Here is a 20,030-nt window from a genome sequence, read left to right on the forward strand (position 1 = left end):
AGATGAAAGGCTGTTTATCGTCCGGTTCTTTCGTCCGAAAAATAAACTGGCCCGTGCCTGCACGGCACGGGCCGGAGATCAGACGCCGCGCCAGCGTCTGAAGATCAGTGAGGTGTTTATCCCACCAAAGGCAAAGTTGTTGCTCTGGATATAGTCGGTCTCCAGCTCTCGCGGCTCGCCCATGATGTAATCCATCTGACCGCCGTCGGCGGCTGGTTGCGTCAGGTTAAGCGTCGGCGCAAACCACCCTTCCCGCATCATCTCAATGCTCATCCAGGCTTCCAGCGCCCCGCAGGCACCCAGCGTATGGCCGAAATAGGACTTCAGTGAAGAGATCGGCGTTGATTCGCCAAACACCGCCGCCGTCGCCAGACTTTCGGCCATATCACCCCGCTCTGTGGCAGTACCGTGCGCATTCACATAACCGACCTCTGCGGCCGTGATACCGGCGCTTTGCAACGCCCGCTCGATGCAGATCTGCATGGTTTCCCGCTGCGGCTGCGTGATATGGGCGGCATCGCAGTTGGTGTGGAAACCGGTGAGCTCGGCGTAAATCGTGGCGCCACGCGCCAGAGCATGGTCCAGCGACTCAAGAATCAGTGTGCCGGCCCCTTCGCCAATGACCAGACCATCGCGCTGCTGATCAAATGGCGCAGGCGTGGTGTGCGGCGCGTCATTACGCTGGCTGGTGGCAAACAGGGTGTCGAACACCGCCGCTTCCGACGGACAAAGCTCTTCCGCTCCCCCGGCGACCATCACCGTCTGATAGCCGTGACGAATCGCTTCCCAGGCATAGCCAATCGCCTGGCTACCCGAGGTACAGGCGCTGGAGGTCGGGATCACCCGGCCGCGCAGGCCGAAAAACAGCCCGGCATTGACCGCTGTGGTGTGCGGCATCATCTGCACATAGGTGGTGCCGGTAATATTGTTGGTGTGCTTTTCCGTCAGCATGGTAGCGAACTCGCTGACCGGCCCGGTGCTGCCGGTCGACGATCCGTAGGCGATGCCCGTTTCTCCGCTGGTCAGCACAGGATGGTCAATCAGGCCCGCCTGGGTCAGCGCCAGTTCGGTCGCGCGCGTTGCCAGCAGCGAAACGCGACCCATGGCGCGGATACGCTTGCGGGTGTAGTGCGCAGGCAGTTCAAAGTTATCCACGGGCGCGCCGAGAAGCGTATGCAGCCCGTCGTAAATCTGCCACTCGGGCATAAAGCGCACCGCATTGCGGCCAGCACGGATTCGCGCCGACACCTCTGCCCAGGATTCACCAAAAGCGGTGACACCGCCCATACCGGTTACGACGACCCGCTGGATCACAGCATGCCTCCATTAATCGAAATCACCTGACGCGTCACATAACCGGCGATATCGGACATCAGATAGCTCGCCAGTCCGGCGACCTCTTCAGCCGCGCCCATGCGTTTCATCGGCACGATCTTCATCGCTTCCTCAATCACCTGAGGTTCCAGCCCCTCCATGCCGGTGTCAATCAGCCCCGGCGCGATGCAGTTAACGGTGATTTTGCGTTTAGCCAGCTCAATCGCCAGCGCCTTGGTGGCACCGATAATGCCCGCTTTCGCCGCGCTGTAATTGACCTGACCGCGATTGCCCATCATTCCGGAGACCGACGACAGGGTAATGATGCGGCCACCGCGGCGCAGGCCGATCATCGGCATCACGCAGGGCTGGATCACGTTGTAAAAACTGTCGAGGTTGGTGTGGATCACGCTGTCCCACTCTTCATCCGTCAGGGCGGGAAACGCCGCATCACGGGAGATACCGGCATTACTCACCACGCCATAGTAGGCTCCGTGTTGCTCAATGTCCGCCTCCAGCGCGGCGCGGGTGGCCGCCCGGTCAGCCACATCAAATCCCAGTACACGGCCGCTACCGCCTGCGGCTTCGATCTGCTGCAGGCACTGCTCAGCGCCTGCGCGATCGCGATTGAAATGCACGATAACCTGATAGCCATCCTGGGCGAGACGCAGCGCAATCGCGCGGCCGATGCCTTTACTGGCGCCCGTGACCAATACTGAATCTGTCATGGCTGATTTCCTTGTGACATTAATTGCTGTAACTCTGCTTCATTGGGTTGATAAGTGTTCAGACGACCGCTGGCAAGCCGTTGCGTGCCATAACAAATGTCGCCCTCAAAGCTGCCCATGCGGTCATCGCGCATCAGCAGCGTCATCCGGATATCCAGTGTCACATTCGCGGGAAAAAGCGGCTGCTCAGCCCGCCAGCCGCGTCCGCCCAGCAGCATACCGGGGGGGATCAGGGTTGCGCCGCCCTGCTTTGCATGCCAGCCCGACCAGACGCCGACGGTCTGCGCCATCATCTCGACGCCAAACCAGGCAGGCAGTTCGCCCTGGGGCGTCAGAAACGGTGCCAGTACGCCACCAGCACAGGTTGATACCTGACAGTGAACCTGGTCTTCATCAACGGCGATCAGCTGATCAAGCAGCAGCATCGGCGCAGCGTGCGGCAGCCAGCGTGCCGCGGGAGAATTAATGTCCATCAAGGCGTCCCAGAATCAGGCAGGTGTTGTTGCCGCCAAAGGCGAATGAATTCGAGGCGATGACCGGCCGTTGCAGCGCCTGCGGCTGTAACAGTAATCCGCAATCCGGCAGTGTCTCATCCTGCGCCGCCTCACTGAAATCCTGGGCGGGCAGCGGCAGATTGTTTTGCAGAATCAGCGCGCTGAGTGCGGCTTCGCACACGCCAGCTGCGCCGAGCGTATGGCCGGTCAGGTGTTTGGTCGAACTGCACGGCACCGCATTGCCAGACAGACGCGCAATGACAGCCGCTTCCATCTGGTCGTTCAGCGGCGTCGCTGTGCCGTGCAGATTGATATAACCGATCTGCTGCGGCAACAGATTTGCCTGTTGCAGTGCCATCCGCATCGCGCGTTCAGCGCCCTCACCCTGCGGATGAGGCGCGGACATATGCCAGGCGTCAGAAGATTCGCCCGCCCCAAGCAGCGCCAGCGGCTGCGGCTCGCGCGTCAGCAGCATCAGCGCAGCCCCTTCGCCAATCGAAATGCCGTCACGATCGCGGCTGAACGGCGCACAGCGACGCTCAGAAAGCGATTCCAGACTGTCAAAGCCGTTAATCGGCATCCGGCTCAGCGAGTCCGCCCCGCCCACCAGCGCGACATCCGCCAGCCCCGCCGCAATCAGCCGCTCGCCACTGATAATAGCGCGGGCGCTGGAGGAGCAGGCGGTGGAAATGGTATAGGCCGGGCCATCCAGCTGCAGGTAATGAGCCAGAAAACGTGACGGATCGCCCAGCTCCTGCATCTGATAGTGATAATCGGGCTGGCTGCCGCGAATCTGCTGATCGCCCTCATCCACGCCCGAGGTGCTGGTGCCCAGCACAATCGCCACTCTGCTGGCACCATAGCGGTCAACCGCCGCGTCGAGTGCCGGACGGATTTGCGCCAGCGCAGCCAGCAGCAGCTGGTTATTGCGGGTGTTGTGCGCGCAGAGGGCAGCAGGAATGGGTGGCAGCTCGCCTTCGACCCGGCCGAGCCAGCAGGCACGGTCACCGCTCAGCCAGCCATGACGCAGCTGCATACCCGGTGCCTGACCTTTCTTCAGGCTGTCTGCAATCTGCTGACTGTCATTACCCAGGGCATTCAGCATGCCGATGGCAGAGATGTAGATCATGAGGCGTCCAGATGTTGAATGCGGATCTGATAGCCAAAGGCATGCTGCTGAATGCTGATCGGCTGGCGCTGATTACCACGTTGCAGATAATCAATTTCGGTCACCAGCTGGTTATCGGCATCGATCAACCGTCGCTTTAACCCCTGATCCTGCAGCGTCCAGCCTGGCGGCAGCTGTTTTTGCCACACATCCAGCGGCCAGTAGCTGAGCATGATGTCCGCCAGCACCTGACTGGCAGGTGGCATCTGCGGCAGCGGCATCAGCAGCTGGGTGTGAATACCGCTGGCATCGTAGCGCAGGCTGAACAGGCGGATACCCACCGAAGAGAGCCCCGCGAGATCGATTTGCTGCTCATCGGCGCTGAGCAGCACCAGCAGTGACTGACTCTGACCTTTAACCTGCCCGGTCAGCAACTGCTGCTGCTGGAAGGCGGGACGGATGCCCGGCGGTGGCAGCGTCACTTTCACGCCCGGCTTCAGCCAGGCAGTGGGACGGCTGCTGTCGGGTGCATGGCCGGCACAGGCGCTGAGCAGCAGAGCCGTCAGCAGAAGAAAGGCGGCGCGGATCATCGTTTACTCCTTGATCGGGTGGGTCGCATCGCCAGCGGCGACAGCAGGAACGCGCTGAAGATACCGCTGCATAATACGGTGCCAAAACTGGCAATCGCGCTGGTGCTGCTGAATACCAGCATTCCCAGCGTCAGTAAGGTGGTGATCATCGCCAGCGATACCGCCAGCAACGAGGTCAGCGGCGTCCCCTGTGGGTTGCTGAAAAATAGCGTGTAGTTAATGCCAATGCCCAGCACCAGAATCAGCGCCAGCAGCGCAAACAGATTGAGCGATGCGCCGATCCAGCCCAGTGTGGCCAGTGCCATCGCCAGCGAGAGCAGCGACGGCAGCGCGCTGCGTAAGCCCGCCTTTAATCCCAGCCGCACGACAAAACTCAGGGTAATCAGCAGCAGCGCCAGCGCCAGTAAGCCGCTGAGGAGGGTGCGCCAGAAGCTGAACAGCGAGTCATAGCTGGATTTGCGATCGATCCAGCTGACGCCCGGATGCTGCTTAGCCAGCTCTGCGAGTGCGGCACTGTTTTTGACGCCGCTGGTGGGGATCAGAACGCCACTCTGCCCGTCCGGCAGCGTCAGCCACAACAGTCGCCAGCCTTCACTCAACGGACTCGCCAGCCAGGCATCCGGCGTCACCGGCATCGGGGTCAGATCCGGCTCGGCCAGCGCAATCCCCGCCTGCTGCAGGCGGTCTGTAATCGTCGGGGCAGCCTGCTTCAGCAGCTGAAGATCCTGCTGTTGCTGTGCCAGAGACTGCAGGGGCAGCAGACGATAGCGCTGCAGCCAGCCCTGCTGCTGCGCCTGGTGCAGATCCGGTGCCAGTTTTTCCAGCCGCTGCAGCGTCTGCTGTGCATCATCGCCCCAGACTACAAACCAGGTCTGATCGGCACGCTGGCCGGTCAGAGTAGCGAGCTGGCGATCCTGCTCCAGCAGTTGCGCAGGCGCACTTTGCAGATGCGCGATGTCATCATCTACCTTCAGCTGGGCGATCCCGGCCAGGGCGAAGATCGCCATCGCTACGGGTAATCCAACCTGCAGTCCGCGCTGACGACGCCAGGCCGCAAGCCAGCGCGCCAGTGGCACCATCAGCGGCACCGGGCGCACCGGTAATCCGCGAACCAGATACGGATAGATCAGAATCACCGTCAGGCAGGAGGCGCTTAAGCCGCTGGCGGCAAACACCGCCAGCTGACGCAGCCCCGGAAATGGGGCCAGCAGCATCAGCAGCCAGGCGATGGCGGTAGTCGCGAGCGCCAGCAGCAGCGTGCCGCGCACTTTACGCAGGCTCTGCCACGGCGTCTGCTGATCGCCGTGAACCATGCGCTCGGTGAGATAATAGAGCGTGTAATCCGCCGAGATGCCGACAATACTCAGGCTCATCACCAGCGTCATCAGATGCAGCTCGCCGAAGCAAAGCAGCGTCATCACCGTACCCGCCATTGCGCCGATCGCCACAGAGGTCACCGTCAGCAACAGCGGACGCAGCGAGCGGAACACCAGCAGCACCAGCAGGATGACGCCACCCAGCGTCACACTGCCCAGCGTTTTAACATCATGCTGCGCACGCTGGCTGGCGTTGTCGCTGAACAGCACCGTGCCCCGCGTCAGCAGTTTTGCGTGCGGCCAGCGGCTTTTAAGCTGTTGTTCCAGTGCGCTGAGCCGGGTCACCAGCGCATGACTTTGCTGCATACTGAAGGCGTTATTCGCCAGCTCGCCATGCAGGAAATACCACTGTTTACCCTGATCATCTTTTACGGTCAGCCAGCCATCATGCAGCGTCATGCGCCCGGCGTTTTGTGCCAGCGCCAGCTGCGAACCCCGCACCAGCATCATAGGATCGCCCTGCAACTCTTTGCTGCTGACGCCCGAGAAGGCTGAGAAGAGCTGCGCCAGCAGCCAGTCGGCCTGCGCCCCGCCGCCGTTCTGCAACCGGCTGCGCGTCGCCTCATCAATCAGGCCGTTACGGTGTTGCCAGGCAAAACGGCCCCACTGCTGCTGCTGCTGCGCATCAAGATCGCCCTGCACCTGTTTCAGGTCAGGCAGCGCACGCAGCTGAGCCAGCCACCAGGCGGCGACCTGGGGATCGTCCTGCTCGCCGGGTGAAACCAGCCAGACCATCTGGCGATCCAGGCGCTGCATAAAACCCTGCTGCAGCGCAGGCGGTGCCGTGCCCAGATTTTGCTGCGGCAGCAGTGCCAGCACGCTACTGTTAAGCTGGCTGCGCGGCAGCAGAAAAGCGAGCGCCGCCGCCAGCAGCAGACAGAGTGCGAGCCACAGGATAGCCAGCAGCCGATCGTTACGGCACGGCAAAACGCGCCTGCTCCTCGTCGCTTAACTGCGGCGGTTCAATACGGGTGTTGCTGAGCTGAATCTGGGTTTTATCGCCCTGCTTATCGTCCAGGTTGATGCTATCCAGGAAGGCGCTGCCCGCCAGCGAAATACGGTTGAAGATTTTGTTGAGCGGCGCGGCTTTAGGCGTCAGGTCCAGCGTCCAGGCTCCGTTGCCGCGATCGCTGAAGGCCACGCTGAAGTTTTCGTTCAGGACCTTCTGATCGGCCTGGAACAGCGCCCGCAACAGGTGATTGAACTGGAACATCTGCGGATTGCTGTCGGCGGTGATCACCTGAGGCTTCTGGCCGCTGAGGCTCTGCACCATGCGCCTGTCATCCAGCAGCAGCGTCATCACAAACGGCGTCTGCTGATGCCACCATAGCCCCTGCTCGCGGGCGATCAGCATCTGTCCGTGCGACACCAGCGGCTGACGCATCCCTGAAATGGTGCGCGTCTGGGTAAAATCTGCCCGGATCACCGGCTGGCTGGCAAAACGCTGCTGCAGCTGATCCAGGGTAACCGCGCTGGCGGCACTGGCCCACAGCAGCAGGCCGGTAAGCACTATTCTCAGCATCCTTTCACTCCTAAACGTTCCAGTAAAATGTCGGGCGAAACAAAGCAAAGAGCCTGACTCTCCTGCTCTACCGCCACCTGCAGCGTATGCGCTTTGGTGGTGATCTGACCGGCTGCGTTTCGCACTTCATAGTCGATGCGCAGGCGGTTCTCATACTCCGTAATCCGTGCGCTGACGCGGATCGTCTCTTCGCAGCGCAGTGGCTGACGGTATTTGACCCGGGTATCGACGACTGGCCAGACGTAGCCGCTGGCGGCCATCTCGGCATAACTGTAGTTAATGCTGCGCAGCAGGGCTTCGCGTGCCACTTCGAAATAGCGGAAATAGTTACCGTGCCAGACCACGCCCATCGGATCGCAGTCGTGGAATGAGACGGTCAGCACGACTTCAGCATGATGTTCAGTCATGGTCAGACTCCTTGTGGTGCGCCTGTTGATCAGGCAGCGTCCAGAAATCGAAAAAGTTGAACCAGTCGAGCGGCGCCAGCAGCGCGTAATGGGCCAGCCGTTCCGCGTAGCGATCGACCGCCTGTTGCAGCGCCTGCTGACGTTGTGCCCGTGGCAGCAGCAGCGGATCGGCAAACGGCTCGCAGTGGATATGCAGTTTACCCTGTTGCTGCAGGGCGAACATCAGCAGCACCGGACAGCGCAACGCGGCCGCCAGCACAAACGGCCCCTGCGGAAACGGTGCGGCCCGGCCCAGAAAATCGCTCCAGATTACCCGACGCTCGCCGCCGCGCTGCGGATTCACCGCAGTACGATCCCCGACAATCGCCACCCACTCGCCTGCATCCAGCTTCTGCTGCAGCAGGATCGCGGTATCCGGCCCGATATCGCTGACCGGCATCAGATTCACCCCGGCCTGCGGGGCGATGGTTTCCAGTACCGCCCGAAAACGCCGGGCGTTGTCGGTAAACACCAGCGCGTTAATCACCAGTCCGCTGACCTGCTGCGCCATCGCGCGACAGGCTTCGATGTCGCCGAGATGGGAAGCGAGGATCAGCTTGCCCTGCGTTGTGGGCGCGCGAATCACCGCTTCCGCGCCTGGCGCGAAATCGATATCCCGGCCCCAGCGCAGATCGCCGCGCCAGCTGGCGACTTTATCCAGCATCGCCCCGGCGAAGCGCAGGAAATGGCGATAGCTGTTAAGCCGGGGCGGTAACGCAACCTGCCGCTGCTGTGCGGCGGCGGTGACCTGCGCCAGCCATTGCCGGGATGCGCTTCGCGCGCGCTGACCGCTCAGCCAGTAGACCGCGACGACCGGCCAGAGCAGCAGCGTAAAGGGCAGCCGTCCACCGTAGCGATAGACAGCCAGCATAAAGCGTAATCCCCACTGTCCGCGCCGCTCTGTTTCCACAGACCAGTGCGCTGGCGCTTTACGCATCGACAGCAGACGCGGGATGCGCGGCAGCATGCCGAAGAACAGCCGGGTATGCATCCAGGAGATGCGCAGGTTGTCATAGAGCGCATCGAAGTGCGACAGGCCGCTGGCCGGATAGGTGACGCGGGTCGGGATAAAACGACTGCGGGTGCCCTGCCAGTAGAGCCGCACCATAATCTCGGTGTCGAAATCCATGCGCTGGCCGATGGCCCGGCGGTCGCACAGCGCCAGCGTCGCAGCCAGCGGATAGACGCGGAAGCCACACATGCTGTCGCGGATCGACATCGACAGCGTTTCGATCCAGACCCAGAAATGGGTAATGTAGCGACCGTAAAGGCGTGATTTGGGGATCGAGTCGTCATAGAGCGGCTGACCAGAGATCAGCGCATCGGGAAAGCGTTGAGCTTCCGCCAGCATCAGCGGCAGATCTTCTGCCTGATGCTGGCCGTCCGCGTCGAGCTGTACCGCATGAGTAAAGCCACGTGCCGCCGCAGCCCGCAGGCCGTGGATCACCGCCGCACCTTTACCCTGATTGCTGTCGAGCCGCAGCAGGCTGAGCTGCGGGGCGTTTAACGTCGCCAGCTGAAGCTGTGTCGCCGCATCGCTGCCGTCATCCACCACGATTACCGGCAGATTAAAGGGGGCCAGCCGCGCGAGTACCGACGCCATCATCGCGCCGTGATTGTAGCAGGGGATCACCACGCAGGGTGAAAATGCCGTGCTTAACACAGCGCGATCTTCCCGCTGCTGGCACTCTGCTCACCGCCGTCAGTCAGCAGGCTGTAACGGAAACTCAGGCGCGATTTTTCAGCGTCCCAGTCAATACGCAGCTGTAACAGCGAGTCGGGTGGCACCGGCTGCTGAAATTTGATGTTTTCAACGGCGGCAAACTGTTTGCCGGGCGCGAGCAGTGACACGCCGTAGTGCATTACCCAGTCAAGCTGAGCCACACCGGGCAGAATCGGCAGTTCCGGAAAGTGGCCCTGGAACCAGAACAGTCCGGCCTCAACCTGCAGGGTCAGCGTGACGCTGTCAGCCTGCAGCTCCCGGCTGCGTTCAATCGGCAACATGAAAAAGTTCCTCTATTTGCGGCCAGGCGCGTTTACTTTGGGTGGTGACCGGAATGGTGGTGACAATCCGCCAGTAGCGCGGCATCGCCAGCGGTTCGAGCCAGCGCTGCAGCTGCCGCTTCCATTGCTGCCTGCGCTGATGCAGTGCCGCCTCGTCCAGTGTGCTGTTTAGCGACAGCACGACGCCGATCGCCTGACGCTCATGACGCGTTATCACCAGCGCCGCGGCATCTTCGATTTCCGGCAGGTCGGTCAGACGACGCTCAATCTCGCTTAACGAGATACGCTTATCGCCAATTTTCACGATGCGGTCGTGACGTCCCGCCAGCTGAAATCCGCCATCCGGCTGCATAGTGAGCCGATCGTCGAGCGGCAGACCAGCGGCTTCAGCAATCAGCGGCGACCAGACCTGCCAGCGTTCGGGCATCATCTGCTCCAGCCTGACCGCCGGGAAACTGCGCCATGGCGCGTCGGCCCGATCACACTGACGCCAGGCCAGAATCCCGGTTTCGGTGCTGCCGTAGATTTCACTGACCGGACAGCCAAAACGCTGCCAGACCTGTTCTGCATCCGACCCACGCAGTGCGCCACCGGCAGAGACAATCAGTTCACAGGCGGGCGCGACAAGCGTGCTGTCCAGCCGGGATAAAAAGGCCGGGCTGCTGATAAAAGCATAGCGGCAGTCGCGCGGAAGCTGGGCCAGCTGTTCGCCGTAAAACAGCGGCTGAGCAGAAAACGGCAGCCTGAGCGTCATCGGCAGGAAAAGTCGGAAGGATAAACCATAAAGGTGCTGATGGCTGACCGAGGCGATGACCCGGCAGCCCCGCAACTGTTCGCCCCACAGCGTGCTGAGCCAGCGGCTCTCCTGTTCCATGACCGCCAGCGATTTCACGACCTGACGCGGCGCGCCGGTAGAACCTGAGGTAAAGAGTACCAGCACTGAAGACGCTGGCAGCGGCGGTAACGGCCCCTGCGCTTCTGCGTCGTCGCTCGTCAGCAGCGGCAGGCTGACCGTCAGCGGCATATCGCACAGCACGCCATCCAGCTGTTCCTGCATCTCATCCAGCAGGGCAGCGCGGCTGTGACCCGGCATCACCGGCGTTTTACCGGCGTACCAGCATGCCAGCAGCGCCACACAGAAACGGTAGCTGTCATCAAAGCAGAGTGCCCAGTTGCTGCCCGGCTGTGCCGCTAAGCGCTGGCTGAGGGCCAGCACCTGACGCTGCATCGCGCTGAGCATCAGCGGTTGATCGCCTCGCCAGGCGACCTCGCGTTCGTCTCCCGTCAGCCAGTCGGCCACCTTCATGCTTTTCGCCTCACGCGCTGACGAACCAGCCATTCCGTCCCCATCAGCACGCCGATTAACAGGTAGCTGATGCCGCCGTTCCACAGCGTCCAGAGACGCAGATCGCCATTCAGGCAGGTCCAGAGCGCCATACTGCCGTTGCCGATAAAAAACAGGCACCAGATTTGGGTGACGCGGCGGGTGTAAGGCACAGCGGCGGCAGGAAGTTCAGGCTCACGGAGCCGGGCAATACGCTCCACCAGCGGCATCGCGCTCCAGAGTGAAGCCCCAAAGACCAGCAGCATCGCCGCATTGACCGCCACCGGATACCACAGCAGCAGGTGCTGAGCGCGTAGCAGCTGGCTGCTGACACAGAGCAGCGCGCCGAGCAACGCCAGCCAGCCCATGACCGCACCTAAGGCATTTTGCTTACGACGCAACTGCAACCAGCGCAGGCCAAACAGCAGCGCCAGCAGCCAGAAGAGGCCCTGCCAGCGCGGCTGGGTCAGTGCCAGCCAGACCAGCAGAGGCCAGGCCAGCAGCGTAAGCAGATTGAGCAGGCGAAGAGTAGCAGCAGGCACGACGGATCAGGCGTCTTCGCGCATCAGTTGTTCTACAGCATCCACCACATCCTGCACGGTACGCACCGCGCGGAAGATTTCCGGCTTAATTTTACGGCCGGTACGCTTTTGCAGGTGAACCACCATATCAACGGCATCAATACTGTCGAGTTCGAGATCTTCGTACAGACGTGCGTCGGGATGGATATCCTCAGGTGCAATTTCAAACAGGCTGGTGAGCAGCGAAGCCACTTCCTGATAAATCTCTTCTTTGTTCATCATAAGATTGTCTCCGCTTTCAGCTGCGCTGTTGGTTGACGAACGCTGCCAGCGTCGCAACAGAGAAGAAGTGGGCACGCAGGGTTTCACTCTCCGCAGAGAGTGCTACGCCGTAGCGATTTTTTACTGCCAGGCCCAGTTCAAGTGCATCAATTGAGTCCAGCCCCAGTCCGTCGCCAAACAGCGCAGCGTCGGTTTCTATATCATCGGGGCTGAGATCTTCAAGGTTCAGCGTGTCGATAATCATCTGTTTGATATCGTTAATTAATGAATCCATACCGGTTTTCGTCTTACCTGTTCTGGGGGACCAGCGCCTGCTCTAAATGGCGGGTCAGGCGACGCGCGGCCAGTGGCTGCGCATCGGGATTGCTTTCACAAAACGACTGACTGTCGATTCGAGACTGTACTCGCACGGTAAACAGCGGTTTTACCGGCGGAATCTGATACCAGCGGCTCTGTTTATCGAGCATACGCTGGGTGCAGGTGATGTGAACCACGCGCAAATCGCATCCGGCGCGCACTGCGATATTGGCGGCGCCACGCTGCAGGGCCAGCGGCTGGCCGTAGCGGGTGCGGGTACCTTCCGGAAAGATCAGGATATTGTCGCCGCGCGCCAGTCGCTGCTGACTGTCCGGCAACAGCGTCTCCGCTTCACTGTTGATCAGATAATCGGCGGCGCGGATCACCCCACGCATAAAGGGGTTCTTCTGCAGATCGGCTTTCACCAGACAATCCATCTCCGGCAGCACCGAGGCAATCATCACATAGTCGATCAGCGACGGATGATTGGCGACAATCAGGCATCCGCGATCCTGTCGCAGCAATTCGGCGCCTTCAATGCGGTAGTCGTAAACGCCGGACATCCGGCAGAAACGCAGGAAGCAGCGAAAACTAAAGGCAATAGCGCGTCGGGCCAGCAGGCGGCGGCGCAGCGAATCACGTTGTACCAGCAGCAGCAGATTGAAACCAATCAGCGACAGCAGCAGCCCGCCAAGGCCAAACAGCGTAAAACTTATCGCCGTCATCACCAGACGCCAGCAATAGTTAACGCGGCTGCCCGCGTACTGCGCCGGTTGTGAACAATCAGCCATCATTTCTCTCCCAGTGCCATGTCAGGCGTTCGCCTGGCAGGCTGAAGGTGGGTGACGCCGCCAGCCACTGCTGGAGAAAGCGCAGACTCTGCGGCAGGCGTGTTTCAGCGCGCTCTTCGCCACCCGCGCGGCCCGTGCAGTGCAACTGTTCCCCCGCGCGCAGCAGCAGTGCCACCGCATAGGGGAAGTTCACGCGCTGTTCCGCAAGCCACGGCAGATAATAGTCAGGCACGACCCCGTCGAAATCGACCAGCAGCACCTGCTGATAGCCCGCCTGATGCAGGGCACTGACTTCAATCAACCCCTGCTGAAAAGAGTCAATGCCTGCTGCAATCGAGGTGGAGACAAGGGGCGCTTTGGCCGCAATGGTCAGGCTGCCAACTGCCGAGTTGTGAACCGACATGGCAAAATCCGTGGGCGACATAGACTGCTGATCCGCCAGCGTATGGAGGATGCGCAGATTACGCTCCAGCTCACCGTGGCGACTGGTAAAGACAATAGCGTCCACCGGCTGCCGCGCCATCAGTGCCAGACCGCATTCCACCGCCGCACGACTGCCGCCGCTCAGACGACGCGCTGTCATCATCGGTAAAAATTGCGGTTTCGCCATCGCCTCTGTGGAGTCAATAACGTTGCCCTGTTGCGCCCAGTCGTGCCAGGCCTCGCGCCCGTGTAATCCCGGAGCCAGAGCCTGCCAGTCGACCAGTGAGTAAGCGAGTTTCATCTCAACACTCTTTTCGTCATACGTGTGGAGTCGGCGTTCATCGGATCGTCACCCCTGCCCTGTGCAAAAAAAGTGCATACCGGAAAACCTCTGCCGATTCCGTATCAGGCCTTCACGGTAGAGGTTTGTTCAGTGAATCAGCAATAGCAGCTCATCTGATTTGTCGGCCGGTTTCCGGAGATCTTTATCTTTAGATCGTCTGTCGACAAATCATTGCGACAGCACACGCATTACTGAGCGGCCAGGGCCGACAGGCGTAACTGAATTTCCTGATCGAGACTGGTGACCCAGCGGTTGTACTTATTGTGGATCTCACCCTGTCCCGCGTTCAGGTTTTCACTGCTGACATAGTCGATACGGTAGTTCTGGCTGGTGTAAGTGATGCGGATGTTCGCGACGAGATCACGCTGCGCCAGACGGCCATTGATCACGCCAGGAGAAACGGGAGTCATCACCCATTTCCGGTTAATGCCCGCTTCAATGATCGCCAGTTTCATCTGGTTGTCGGTATAGCGCTGAGTGAGGGTCTGATTCACATTGTGAATCGGCGCAGTGCGTGCGCAGCCGGTTAATAACGCCGCAACAATGGTCAGCGCGAAAAAAGTTTTTTTATTCATGATGAATCCCTTCTTTTATGATTTTTATCAGTGAATTAAACGGATTTCTCGCCTGGCGCTCATTTAACTTTACGTGCGCTTTTCCGTCTGGCTGGTTTAAAACCCGCGCATGATACCATCGAATGTAAAGACAGGTAAGCAGAAGTATGCGCAGGTTTTTAGTGGGTATTTAGAGGATTAACGCGGGGCAAAGTGCGCAGTCGCTGCGACAGCGCAGAGGCCGATTCCGGCCGCAGAAACTCTGGCTACGGCTGGATCGGCCCGGGCAATTACGGTGTGGAGGCCGGTGTCCAGCCGCCACCGAGCGCGCGGTAGAGATCGATCTGCGCCAGCAGCAGGTTATTTTTAACGGTTACCCGATTCAGCTGGGTTGAAAACAGGGTTCGCTGCGCATCCAGTTCATCCAGATAGGAGGAGTAGCCGTTCTGATAGCGGTTGCGGGCAATGCGCAGTGCCTCTTTCACATAGGCTTCCTGCTTCTGCAGCTCCTGAAGCTGTGATTCACCTTGCCGGATGGCGTCTATCGCATCGTTAACTTCCGAGAAAGCGTTGCGCACCACTTTTTCATAGCTATAGAGTGCCTGATTGCGCGTCGCCATTGAGACATCAACCTGCGCCGTCAGCGCTTCACGGTTCAGCAGCGGTGCCAGGATGCTGCCGCCCACGCTCCAGAGCCGGAACGGATCGTCCGCGAGCTGGTGCAGCACCGAACTCTGGAGGGTGCCGGTGGCGGTGAGGTTCAGTCCCGGCAGCAGCTTAGCCCGCGACGAGGCCAGGCCGGCGTCTGCGGCCAGTAACTGACGCTGCGCCTGCACAATGTCCGGGCGGCGATTAAGCAGCTCAGAAGGCAGCAGCGATGGCATCTGCTGCGGTAAGATCTGGTCGAACTGCTGACGACGGGCAATGTTACGCGGATTCATGCCCACCAGGATGCTCAGTGCATTCTCCTGCTGCGTGATCTGATGCTGCAACTGCGGCATCTGCGCTTTGGCCGACTGATATTCCGAGGCGGCCTGCATCCACTCCAGCCTGGAGGTGTAGCCGGTTTCGAACTGACGCTGTGCCAGCTGCAGCGAATTGTTACGGGTCGCCAGCGTCGCTTCCGTCACCCGCAGCTGCTCATCCAGTGCGCACAGATTGAGATAACCCGACGCCACCGAACTGGCGATGGTCAGCTCCGCGGCGGACGCGGCGGCCTGCTGCGCGGCCAGGCTCGCCTGCGACGCCGAGATGCTGCTGCTGCGCGCCCCCCAGAGATCGACATTGTAGTTCGCCTGTAACAAGCCCTGGAAAACATCGGTTTCATACGGCTGGCCCGTCACTGACGAGAGCGTGCGCTCACGGGTCGCCGCTACCCCGGCGCTCAGGGTCGGAAAGTTATCGCCCTGCGTGGCGCGCAACTGAGCGCGATACTGGTCAACCCGGGATCGCGCCGTGAGGATGTCAGGATTATTGCGCAGCGCCTGCGTCACCAGCCGGTTAAGGTACTCATCATGAAACGCGCGCCACCACTCTGCTTCCGGCGCAGCCGTTGGCCCGACACTGTTGCGCCACGCCTCGGGGATCGGCAGAGAGGCCGGTGCCTTTTCAACCTGTGTGGCACAGCCGGTCAGTGCCAGCGTCAGCGCGCTGACCAGTAAGCCGCGTCGCATCATGGCGCACCCTCACCGGCGGGCTGGGCGGCGGTGTCGATATTGACTTCCACCGACATCCCCGGACGCAGCTGATGCATATCCTGATCGTTGATGCGGATGCGAACCGGAATGCGCTGCGCAATTTTAACGAAGTTACCGGTCGCGTTATCAGGTGAAATGGCGCTGAACTCCGAGCCTGCGGCCGGAGAGATAAATTCCACCTGACCGTTAAAGCGTTTGCCATCCAGCGCATCAACCCGAATTGTCACCGGCAGGCCAGGACGAATATGAGCCAGCTGGGTCTCTTTCAGGTTCGCGATGATCCATTTGTGGTTGGGCACCACCGAGGTCAGGCGCGTACCCGCCGTGACATAGGCGCCGGTGCGCACCGACAGCTGGCCCAGCTGGCCATCGTCGGGCGCGGTAATCCGGGTGTTCGCCAGATCGATCTGCGCCAGTTCCAGCGCGGCACGGGCGCTTTCAACATCGCCCTCCAGCGCGTCGCGGTTAACGATAACGGTCTGCAGATTCTGCTGAGCAACGGCAATCTGGGCGGCAGCCTGACGGACCTGCGCCTGCGCCTGGGCGTTGGCCGCGCGGGCGGCATCACGCTCGCGCACCGACAGCGATCCATCCGCCGTGAGATTTTCAACGCGCTTCAGATCGAACCCACCTTTCAGCGCCTGGGCTTTAGCATTCTCCAGCGCCGCTTTATTGCTCTCGATAGTCGCTTCCGCGCTGCGTCGCTGCTGCAGGTTATTGTTCAGTGCGGCCTGCTTCATCGCCAGCTGCGCCTGCGCCTGATGCACCCGCTGACGATAGATACGGTCATCAATCGTCATCAGCAGCTGCCCTTTTTTCACCGGCTGCAGATCGATCACCTCTACCGAGGTGAGATAGCCGTTGACCTGTGGACTGATAAAGGTCACCTGGCCGCGCACATAGGCATTCTCAGTGCTTTCTATTGCGCTGGTGAAGGGCCAGAGTTGCCAGGCATAGAGGATGACCAGTACGCCAATGATGACGATGCCGCTGCCTGCGGCGATTGAAAGAATACGGCGGCGATTCGCGCGTTCGCGTTCCGCCGCCTGAAGCTCATCCTGCTGACTCATTGTTTCTCCGTTGATTCCTGTAACGCGGCCAGCTGGTGCTGCTCACGCAGGTTAAATTGTGCCTGACGCCAGTCCAGATAACGACGCCGGGTTAAACGCCATATCACCCACATCAGGGTGACCAGTGCCAGCGCCGCGGTTAGCAGGTAGGTATCGTTATAAGCGAGCACGTTGGCCTGCAGCGTGGCGACCGTCTGTAACTGGCTGGTACTCTGCGCGCCGCGCAGCACGTCGTCACCCAGCAGCGAATTAAACAGCGCATTGTACTGGTTCAGCCGTTCGGTGACGTTGGGATCGAGCAGGGAGAGCTGATCGCCCAGCAGGCTGGAGTGATATTTTTCCCGCCAGACCTGAAACGTGCCCAGAATAGCCGAGCCGATTAACCCGCCCAGGTTCTGACTCATGCCGAACAGCACCACAAAACTCACCAGGTTTTTCGGCTGAGTCACCACGCTGCCTATGCCCATTAACATCGCCGGAGCCATGAAAAAGGCGCTGCTGAAGCCGAGCAAAAACTGACTGAAATACATTTCGGGGCCACGGGTCAATGGGCTGGATTGCGCATCCATCAGCGAGGCGATAATCATCACCACCAGCGAAGCAACAATCGGCCAGTTGAGATGATTGGGCTTGATGGTCAGCGCACTGGCGGCGATGCCCGCGATAACCCCGGCCATGATCGCCAGCGCCAGACCGCGCATCTGATCGTTCTGCAGCCCGATTTGCTGCAGAAAGCCGATTGCGCCGGTGTTCTGCTCCGCCAGCACAATACGGATCATGATCATTACAATGCCAAGCCGCACCATCATGCCGCTGCTCAGCCAGCGGGTGTTGATCAGCGGATTGCGGCGGTTATGTTCGATGACGATCGCCGCGACAATCAGCGTCAGGGCGATCGCGGTGCAGATACCGAGCCACGGCGTGGTGAACCACCATTCAATCCGGCCCAGCGTCAGTACGCCGCACAGCAGCGCCATGCCCGGTGCCAGCAGGATGAAGGTCAGGAAATCCATCTTCTCAAAGGTTTTGATGCGATCGCCCGGCGGCAGTTTAACCACCAGTACCCCGCCGAGCGCAATCAGCGCCAGACCGAGTTCAAACAGATAGAGACCGCGCCACTCGTTGAGCTGCAGCAATTCCGACGAGAATAGGCGCGCCAGCGGAATAGCCAGTTGCGACACCGTCAGGCCAATCACCAGCGCTTTAAGGCGATGTTTCGCCGGCCAGGCCTGAACCTGATAGAAGATACCTAAAGAACTGAGCGCCGCCGCCACCATGCCGTGGGCGGTGCGGACAATAATCGCCGAGTTGAGATCGTTGGCGAACAGGTGGAAAAACGCCACCAGCACATAGAGCACCAGAAACGCCTCGGTGAAGACACGCAGGCCAAACTGCTGCCGGAACTTCACCAGCAGCAGGTTAATGGAGATGTTCCCCATCACGTAGACGGCAGGCAGCCACGCAATCTCATTCGACCAGGCCCCAAAGGTGCCCTGCAGATTCACCAGATTTGCCGTGACCAGCGCATTACTCAGCGCACCCGTCAGGGAGATCAGTAAACCGATCAGACCAAACGCCACGCGTTTTGGCATCGAATGCAGCGGCGTCGAAGGTGAGCCCGGCATCATCGGTTTTTCGTGCGGTAACCACTCGCGTGCAGCGTAGGGATTTCGCTTTGCCACTGCTACATACTTCCCATACGGCTCAACAGTTGTTGCAGTACGCGTTCGGTCACGGCCAGATCATCGGGATCGATATCGGCCAGCATTTCAGTTCGGAGTGCATCAGCCTCGGTTTTGACTTTGGCGAACGCCTCGTTGCCCTTGTCAGTCAGCACCAGGTGACGTTTACGTCGATCTTCCGGTGGCTGTACCCGCGTCAGCAGTGACTGTTTTACCAGCCGATCCACCAGCGGCACCATGCTGGCATCTTCCAGCCCCAGCATCTGCGCCAGTTCGGTCTGCGTCATGCGTTGCGGTTCGCTGGCAATCAGACCGATGGCCATCCAGCTGCTCATGCTTAAGCCGCTATCTTTAAGATGACGATCTACCGCCAGGCGCCAGGCATGTGCGGTCAGATGCAGTAAGTGGGTAAAGGTACGCGTGTTCTGAGACAAATGTTAGCAGCCTAATAGTAAGAGATCTAATTGAGAGGTAACGTAATTATACGCAAAGCGAAACACGAATGAAAAGCGTCCGGTCTGTTAAAAATTAGTGGATCGCGGCAGAATGTCCAGAGGCCTCAACCGGGAGCCGGATAACATGAAACAGGCATCAGCAAACTGGATTGATCTGCGCCGTGACGCCCTCAGCGGTATTGAGGCTCTGCGCGCCCACTTTACCGGCCACGCCTATGATCCTCACTGGCACGACAGTTATCTGATTGGCGTGACCGAGCAAGGTGTACAGCAGTTTCATTCGCGGCGCAAACAGCATCAGAGCCGTCCCGGCACGGTCTTTATGCTGGAGCCGGAGGAGCTGCATGATGGTGATGCCATTAACGACAGCGGTTTTACCTACCGGATGCTCTATCTTTCACCGCAGCAGATTGCCCGGCAGCTCGCACCTGAGCAAACGGATGGCCCCCTGCCCCGCGAGCTGCGGTTTGCCGCCACGCTGCGTGACGACCGCCCGCTGGCCTATGCCGTCTGGCACGCATTTGATGCGCTGTGGCATAACCATCCCGCCATCATCAAAGAGGCGGCGATGGACCGGATGTTCAGTCAGCTCACCCCGCACCGCCATGGGTCCCTGCCCGCACAGCCCGCGGAGAAAGATGTCCGGCTGGCGCTGCAGGCGCGTGACTGGCTGATTGCCCACCATGCGGACAATCCTGGCCTGGCGCAGATGGCGCAGCACCTGCAGGTGGATCGCTTCCGGTTGTCGCGCCTGTTTCAGACACACTGGGGTTTGCCGCCCCACGCCTGGCTGGTGCAGTGGCGTCTGAGCCAGGCGCGTCGTCAGCTGGCGCAGGGCCAGCCAATTGCCGATGTGGCTGCCGCGCTGGGCTTCGCCGATCAGAGTCACCTTGGCCGCTGGTTTAAACGCGCCTGCCAGCTCTCCCCGGCCCGTTATCAGCACGCCTGCACAAATCTTCCAGACCTGGCTTGAGCCTCTTGCCACAATGCGTTTTTTTAGTCAGGAGAA

22 protein-coding genes are annotated in these 20,030 nt (G+C 60.4%); 1 reads left to right on the forward strand and 21 read right to left on the reverse strand.

What is annotated here, in order from left to right; translation table 11 throughout:
* Positions 1–78: 78 nt before the first annotated feature.
* The 21 genes from PU624_RS15710 to PU624_RS15810 all read right to left on the reverse strand — a co-directional run bounded on the left by PU624_RS15710 (position 79) and on the right by PU624_RS15810 (position 19,000).
* Positions 79–1,314 (reverse strand): beta-ketoacyl-ACP synthase, encoded by a 1,236-nt coding sequence (locus PU624_RS15710; RefSeq protein ID WP_283545733.1) that lies wholly within the window; start codon positions 1,312–1,314, stop codon positions 79–81.
* The gene (locus PU624_RS15715) at positions 1,311–2,042 is read right to left on the reverse strand and encodes a 3-ketoacyl-ACP reductase FabG2 (RefSeq protein WP_283545734.1); all 732 of its coding nucleotides are present in this window, start codon (positions 2,040–2,042) and stop codon (positions 1,311–1,313) included. The genes PU624_RS15710 and PU624_RS15715 overlap by 4 nt, the downstream gene beginning before the upstream one ends.
* Positions 2,039–2,515 carry a hotdog family protein gene (locus PU624_RS15720; protein ID WP_283545735.1) on the reverse strand — a complete coding sequence of 159 codons (477 nt, stop codon included), beginning with the start codon at positions 2,513–2,515 and terminating at the stop codon, positions 2,039–2,041. Before PU624_RS15720 ends, PU624_RS15715 begins: the two co-directional genes overlap by 4 nt.
* A complete protein-coding gene (locus tag PU624_RS15725) occupies positions 2,505–3,665 on the reverse strand; it encodes a beta-ketoacyl-[acyl-carrier-protein] synthase family protein (protein ID WP_283545736.1) in 1,161 nt (386 codons plus the stop codon). The genes PU624_RS15720 and PU624_RS15725 overlap by 11 nt, the downstream gene beginning before the upstream one ends.
* A complete protein-coding gene (locus tag PU624_RS15730; RefSeq protein WP_283545737.1) occupies positions 3,662–4,234 on the reverse strand; it encodes a DUF3261 domain-containing protein in 573 nt (190 codons plus the stop codon). The genes PU624_RS15725 and PU624_RS15730 overlap by 4 nt, the downstream gene beginning before the upstream one ends.
* Entirely contained in the window at positions 4,231–6,537 is a 2,307-nt protein-coding gene (locus PU624_RS15735) for an MMPL family transporter (RefSeq protein WP_283545738.1), read from the reverse strand. The genes PU624_RS15730 and PU624_RS15735 overlap by 4 nt, the downstream gene beginning before the upstream one ends.
* Complete coding sequence (locus tag PU624_RS15740) at positions 6,524–7,132, reverse strand: outer membrane lipoprotein carrier protein LolA (protein WP_283545739.1); 609 nt, start codon at positions 7,130–7,132, stop codon at positions 6,524–6,526. Before PU624_RS15740 ends, PU624_RS15735 begins: the two co-directional genes overlap by 14 nt.
* The gene (locus PU624_RS15745) at positions 7,126–7,539 is read right to left on the reverse strand and encodes an acyl-CoA thioesterase (protein ID WP_283545740.1); all 414 of its coding nucleotides are present in this window, start codon (positions 7,537–7,539) and stop codon (positions 7,126–7,128) included. The genes PU624_RS15740 and PU624_RS15745 overlap by 7 nt, the downstream gene beginning before the upstream one ends.
* Positions 7,532–9,241: a glycosyltransferase family 2 protein gene (locus tag PU624_RS15750; protein ID WP_283545741.1), complete on the reverse strand. Its 1,710-nt coding sequence runs from the start codon at positions 9,239–9,241 to the stop codon at positions 7,532–7,534. Before PU624_RS15750 ends, PU624_RS15745 begins: the two co-directional genes overlap by 8 nt.
* Positions 9,235–9,582 carry a 3-hydroxyacyl-ACP dehydratase FabZ family protein gene (locus PU624_RS15755; RefSeq protein ID WP_283545742.1) on the reverse strand — a complete coding sequence of 116 codons (348 nt, stop codon included), beginning with the start codon at positions 9,580–9,582 and terminating at the stop codon, positions 9,235–9,237. The genes PU624_RS15750 and PU624_RS15755 overlap by 7 nt, the downstream gene beginning before the upstream one ends.
* Positions 9,569–10,888 (reverse strand): AMP-binding protein, encoded by a 1,320-nt coding sequence (locus PU624_RS15760; RefSeq protein ID WP_283548010.1) that lies wholly within the window; start codon positions 10,886–10,888, stop codon positions 9,569–9,571. Before PU624_RS15760 ends, PU624_RS15755 begins: the two co-directional genes overlap by 14 nt.
* Positions 10,885–11,448 (reverse strand): COG4648 family protein, encoded by a 564-nt coding sequence (locus PU624_RS15765; RefSeq protein ID WP_283545743.1) that lies wholly within the window; start codon positions 11,446–11,448, stop codon positions 10,885–10,887. Before PU624_RS15765 ends, PU624_RS15760 begins: the two co-directional genes overlap by 4 nt.
* A 6-nt stretch (positions 11,449–11,454) precedes the next feature.
* On the reverse strand, positions 11,455–11,709 hold the full coding sequence (locus PU624_RS15770; RefSeq protein WP_283545744.1) for an acyl carrier protein: 255 nt from the start codon (positions 11,707–11,709) through the stop codon (positions 11,455–11,457).
* Positions 11,710–11,725: 16 nt separating this feature from the next.
* A complete protein-coding gene (locus PU624_RS15775; RefSeq protein WP_179896116.1) occupies positions 11,726–11,983 on the reverse strand; it encodes a phosphopantetheine-binding protein in 258 nt (85 codons plus the stop codon).
* Positions 11,984–11,996: 13 nt separating this feature from the next.
* The gene (locus PU624_RS15780; RefSeq protein WP_283548011.1) at positions 11,997–12,797 is read right to left on the reverse strand and encodes a lysophospholipid acyltransferase family protein; all 801 of its coding nucleotides are present in this window, start codon (positions 12,795–12,797) and stop codon (positions 11,997–11,999) included.
* Positions 12,790–13,521: a beta-ketoacyl synthase chain length factor gene (locus PU624_RS15785; protein WP_283545745.1), complete on the reverse strand. Its 732-nt coding sequence runs from the start codon at positions 13,519–13,521 to the stop codon at positions 12,790–12,792. The genes PU624_RS15780 and PU624_RS15785 overlap by 8 nt, the downstream gene beginning before the upstream one ends.
* A gap of 230 nt (positions 13,522–13,751) precedes the next feature.
* Positions 13,752–14,138, reverse strand: a complete 387-nt coding sequence (locus tag PU624_RS15790; protein WP_283545746.1) for a hypothetical protein — start codon at positions 14,136–14,138, stop codon at positions 13,752–13,754.
* A gap of 269 nt (positions 14,139–14,407) precedes the next feature.
* On the reverse strand, positions 14,408–15,790 hold the full coding sequence (locus tag PU624_RS15795; RefSeq protein WP_283548012.1) for an efflux transporter outer membrane subunit: 1,383 nt from the start codon (positions 15,788–15,790) through the stop codon (positions 14,408–14,410).
* Positions 15,790–16,884 (reverse strand): HlyD family secretion protein, encoded by a 1,095-nt coding sequence (locus PU624_RS15800; protein ID WP_283545747.1) that lies wholly within the window; start codon positions 16,882–16,884, stop codon positions 15,790–15,792. The genes PU624_RS15795 and PU624_RS15800 overlap by 1 nt, the downstream gene beginning before the upstream one ends.
* Complete coding sequence (locus PU624_RS15805) at positions 16,881–18,566, reverse strand: MFS transporter (protein WP_283545748.1); 1,686 nt, start codon at positions 18,564–18,566, stop codon at positions 16,881–16,883. Before PU624_RS15805 ends, PU624_RS15800 begins: the two co-directional genes overlap by 4 nt.
* Before the next feature lie 2 nt (positions 18,567–18,568).
* Positions 18,569–19,000, reverse strand: a complete 432-nt coding sequence (locus PU624_RS15810; RefSeq protein WP_090962378.1) for a MarR family winged helix-turn-helix transcriptional regulator — start codon at positions 18,998–19,000, stop codon at positions 18,569–18,571.
* 145 nt (positions 19,001–19,145) lie between these two features.
* Between PU624_RS15810 and PU624_RS15815 the strand changes: the two genes are divergently transcribed.
* Positions 19,146–19,994: an AraC family transcriptional regulator gene (locus PU624_RS15815; RefSeq protein WP_283545749.1), complete on the forward strand. Its 849-nt coding sequence runs from the start codon at positions 19,146–19,148 to the stop codon at positions 19,992–19,994.
* Positions 19,995–20,030 lie beyond the last annotated feature (36 nt).

Source organism: Pantoea sp. Lij88 (assembly GCF_030062155.1).
GTDB lineage: Bacteria > Pseudomonadota > Gammaproteobacteria > Enterobacterales > Enterobacteriaceae > Pantoea.

Bases quoted from the DNA above. Each gene is read 5' to 3' on its own strand.
- PU624_RS15715 (WP_283545734.1), bottom strand. From the start codon at position 2,042: ATGACAGATTCAGTATTGGTCACGGGCGCCAGTAAAGGCATCGGCCGC.
- PU624_RS15720 (WP_283545735.1), bottom strand. From the start codon at position 2,515: ATGGACATTAATTCTCCCGCGGCACGCTGGCTGCCGCACGCTGCGCCG.
- PU624_RS15725 (WP_283545736.1), bottom strand. From the start codon at position 3,665: ATGATCTACATCTCTGCCATCGGCATGCTGAATGCCCTGGGTAATGAC.
- PU624_RS15730 (WP_283545737.1), bottom strand. From the start codon at position 4,234: ATGATCCGCGCCGCCTTTCTTCTGCTGACGGCTCTGCTGCTCAGCGCC.
- PU624_RS15740 (WP_283545739.1), bottom strand. From the start codon at position 7,132: ATGCTGAGAATAGTGCTTACCGGCCTGCTGCTGTGGGCCAGTGCCGCC.
- PU624_RS15745 (WP_283545740.1), bottom strand. From the start codon at position 7,539: ATGACTGAACATCATGCTGAAGTCGTGCTGACCGTCTCATTCCACGAC.
- PU624_RS15755 (WP_283545742.1), bottom strand. From the start codon at position 9,582: ATGTTGCCGATTGAACGCAGCCGGGAGCTGCAGGCTGACAGCGTCACG.
- PU624_RS15760 (WP_283548010.1), bottom strand. From the start codon at position 10,888: ATGAAGGTGGCCGACTGGCTGACGGGAGACGAACGCGAGGTCGCCTGG.
- PU624_RS15770 (WP_283545744.1), bottom strand. From the start codon at position 11,709: ATGATGAACAAAGAAGAGATTTATCAGGAAGTGGCTTCGCTGCTCACC.
- PU624_RS15775 (WP_179896116.1), bottom strand. From the start codon at position 11,983: ATGGATTCATTAATTAACGATATCAAACAGATGATTATCGACACGCTG.
- PU624_RS15780 (WP_283548011.1), bottom strand. From the start codon at position 12,797: ATGGCTGATTGTTCACAACCGGCGCAGTACGCGGGCAGCCGCGTTAAC.
- PU624_RS15785 (WP_283545745.1), bottom strand. From the start codon at position 13,521: ATGAAACTCGCTTACTCACTGGTCGACTGGCAGGCTCTGGCTCCGGGA.
- PU624_RS15790 (WP_283545746.1), bottom strand. From the start codon at position 14,138: ATGAATAAAAAAACTTTTTTCGCGCTGACCATTGTTGCGGCGTTATTA.
- PU624_RS15795 (WP_283548012.1), bottom strand. From the start codon at position 15,790: ATGCGACGCGGCTTACTGGTCAGCGCGCTGACGCTGGCACTGACCGGC.
- PU624_RS15800 (WP_283545747.1), bottom strand. From the start codon at position 16,884: ATGAGTCAGCAGGATGAGCTTCAGGCGGCGGAACGCGAACGCGCGAAT.
- PU624_RS15815 (WP_283545749.1), top strand. From the start codon at position 19,146: ATGAAACAGGCATCAGCAAACTGGATTGATCTGCGCCGTGACGCCCTC.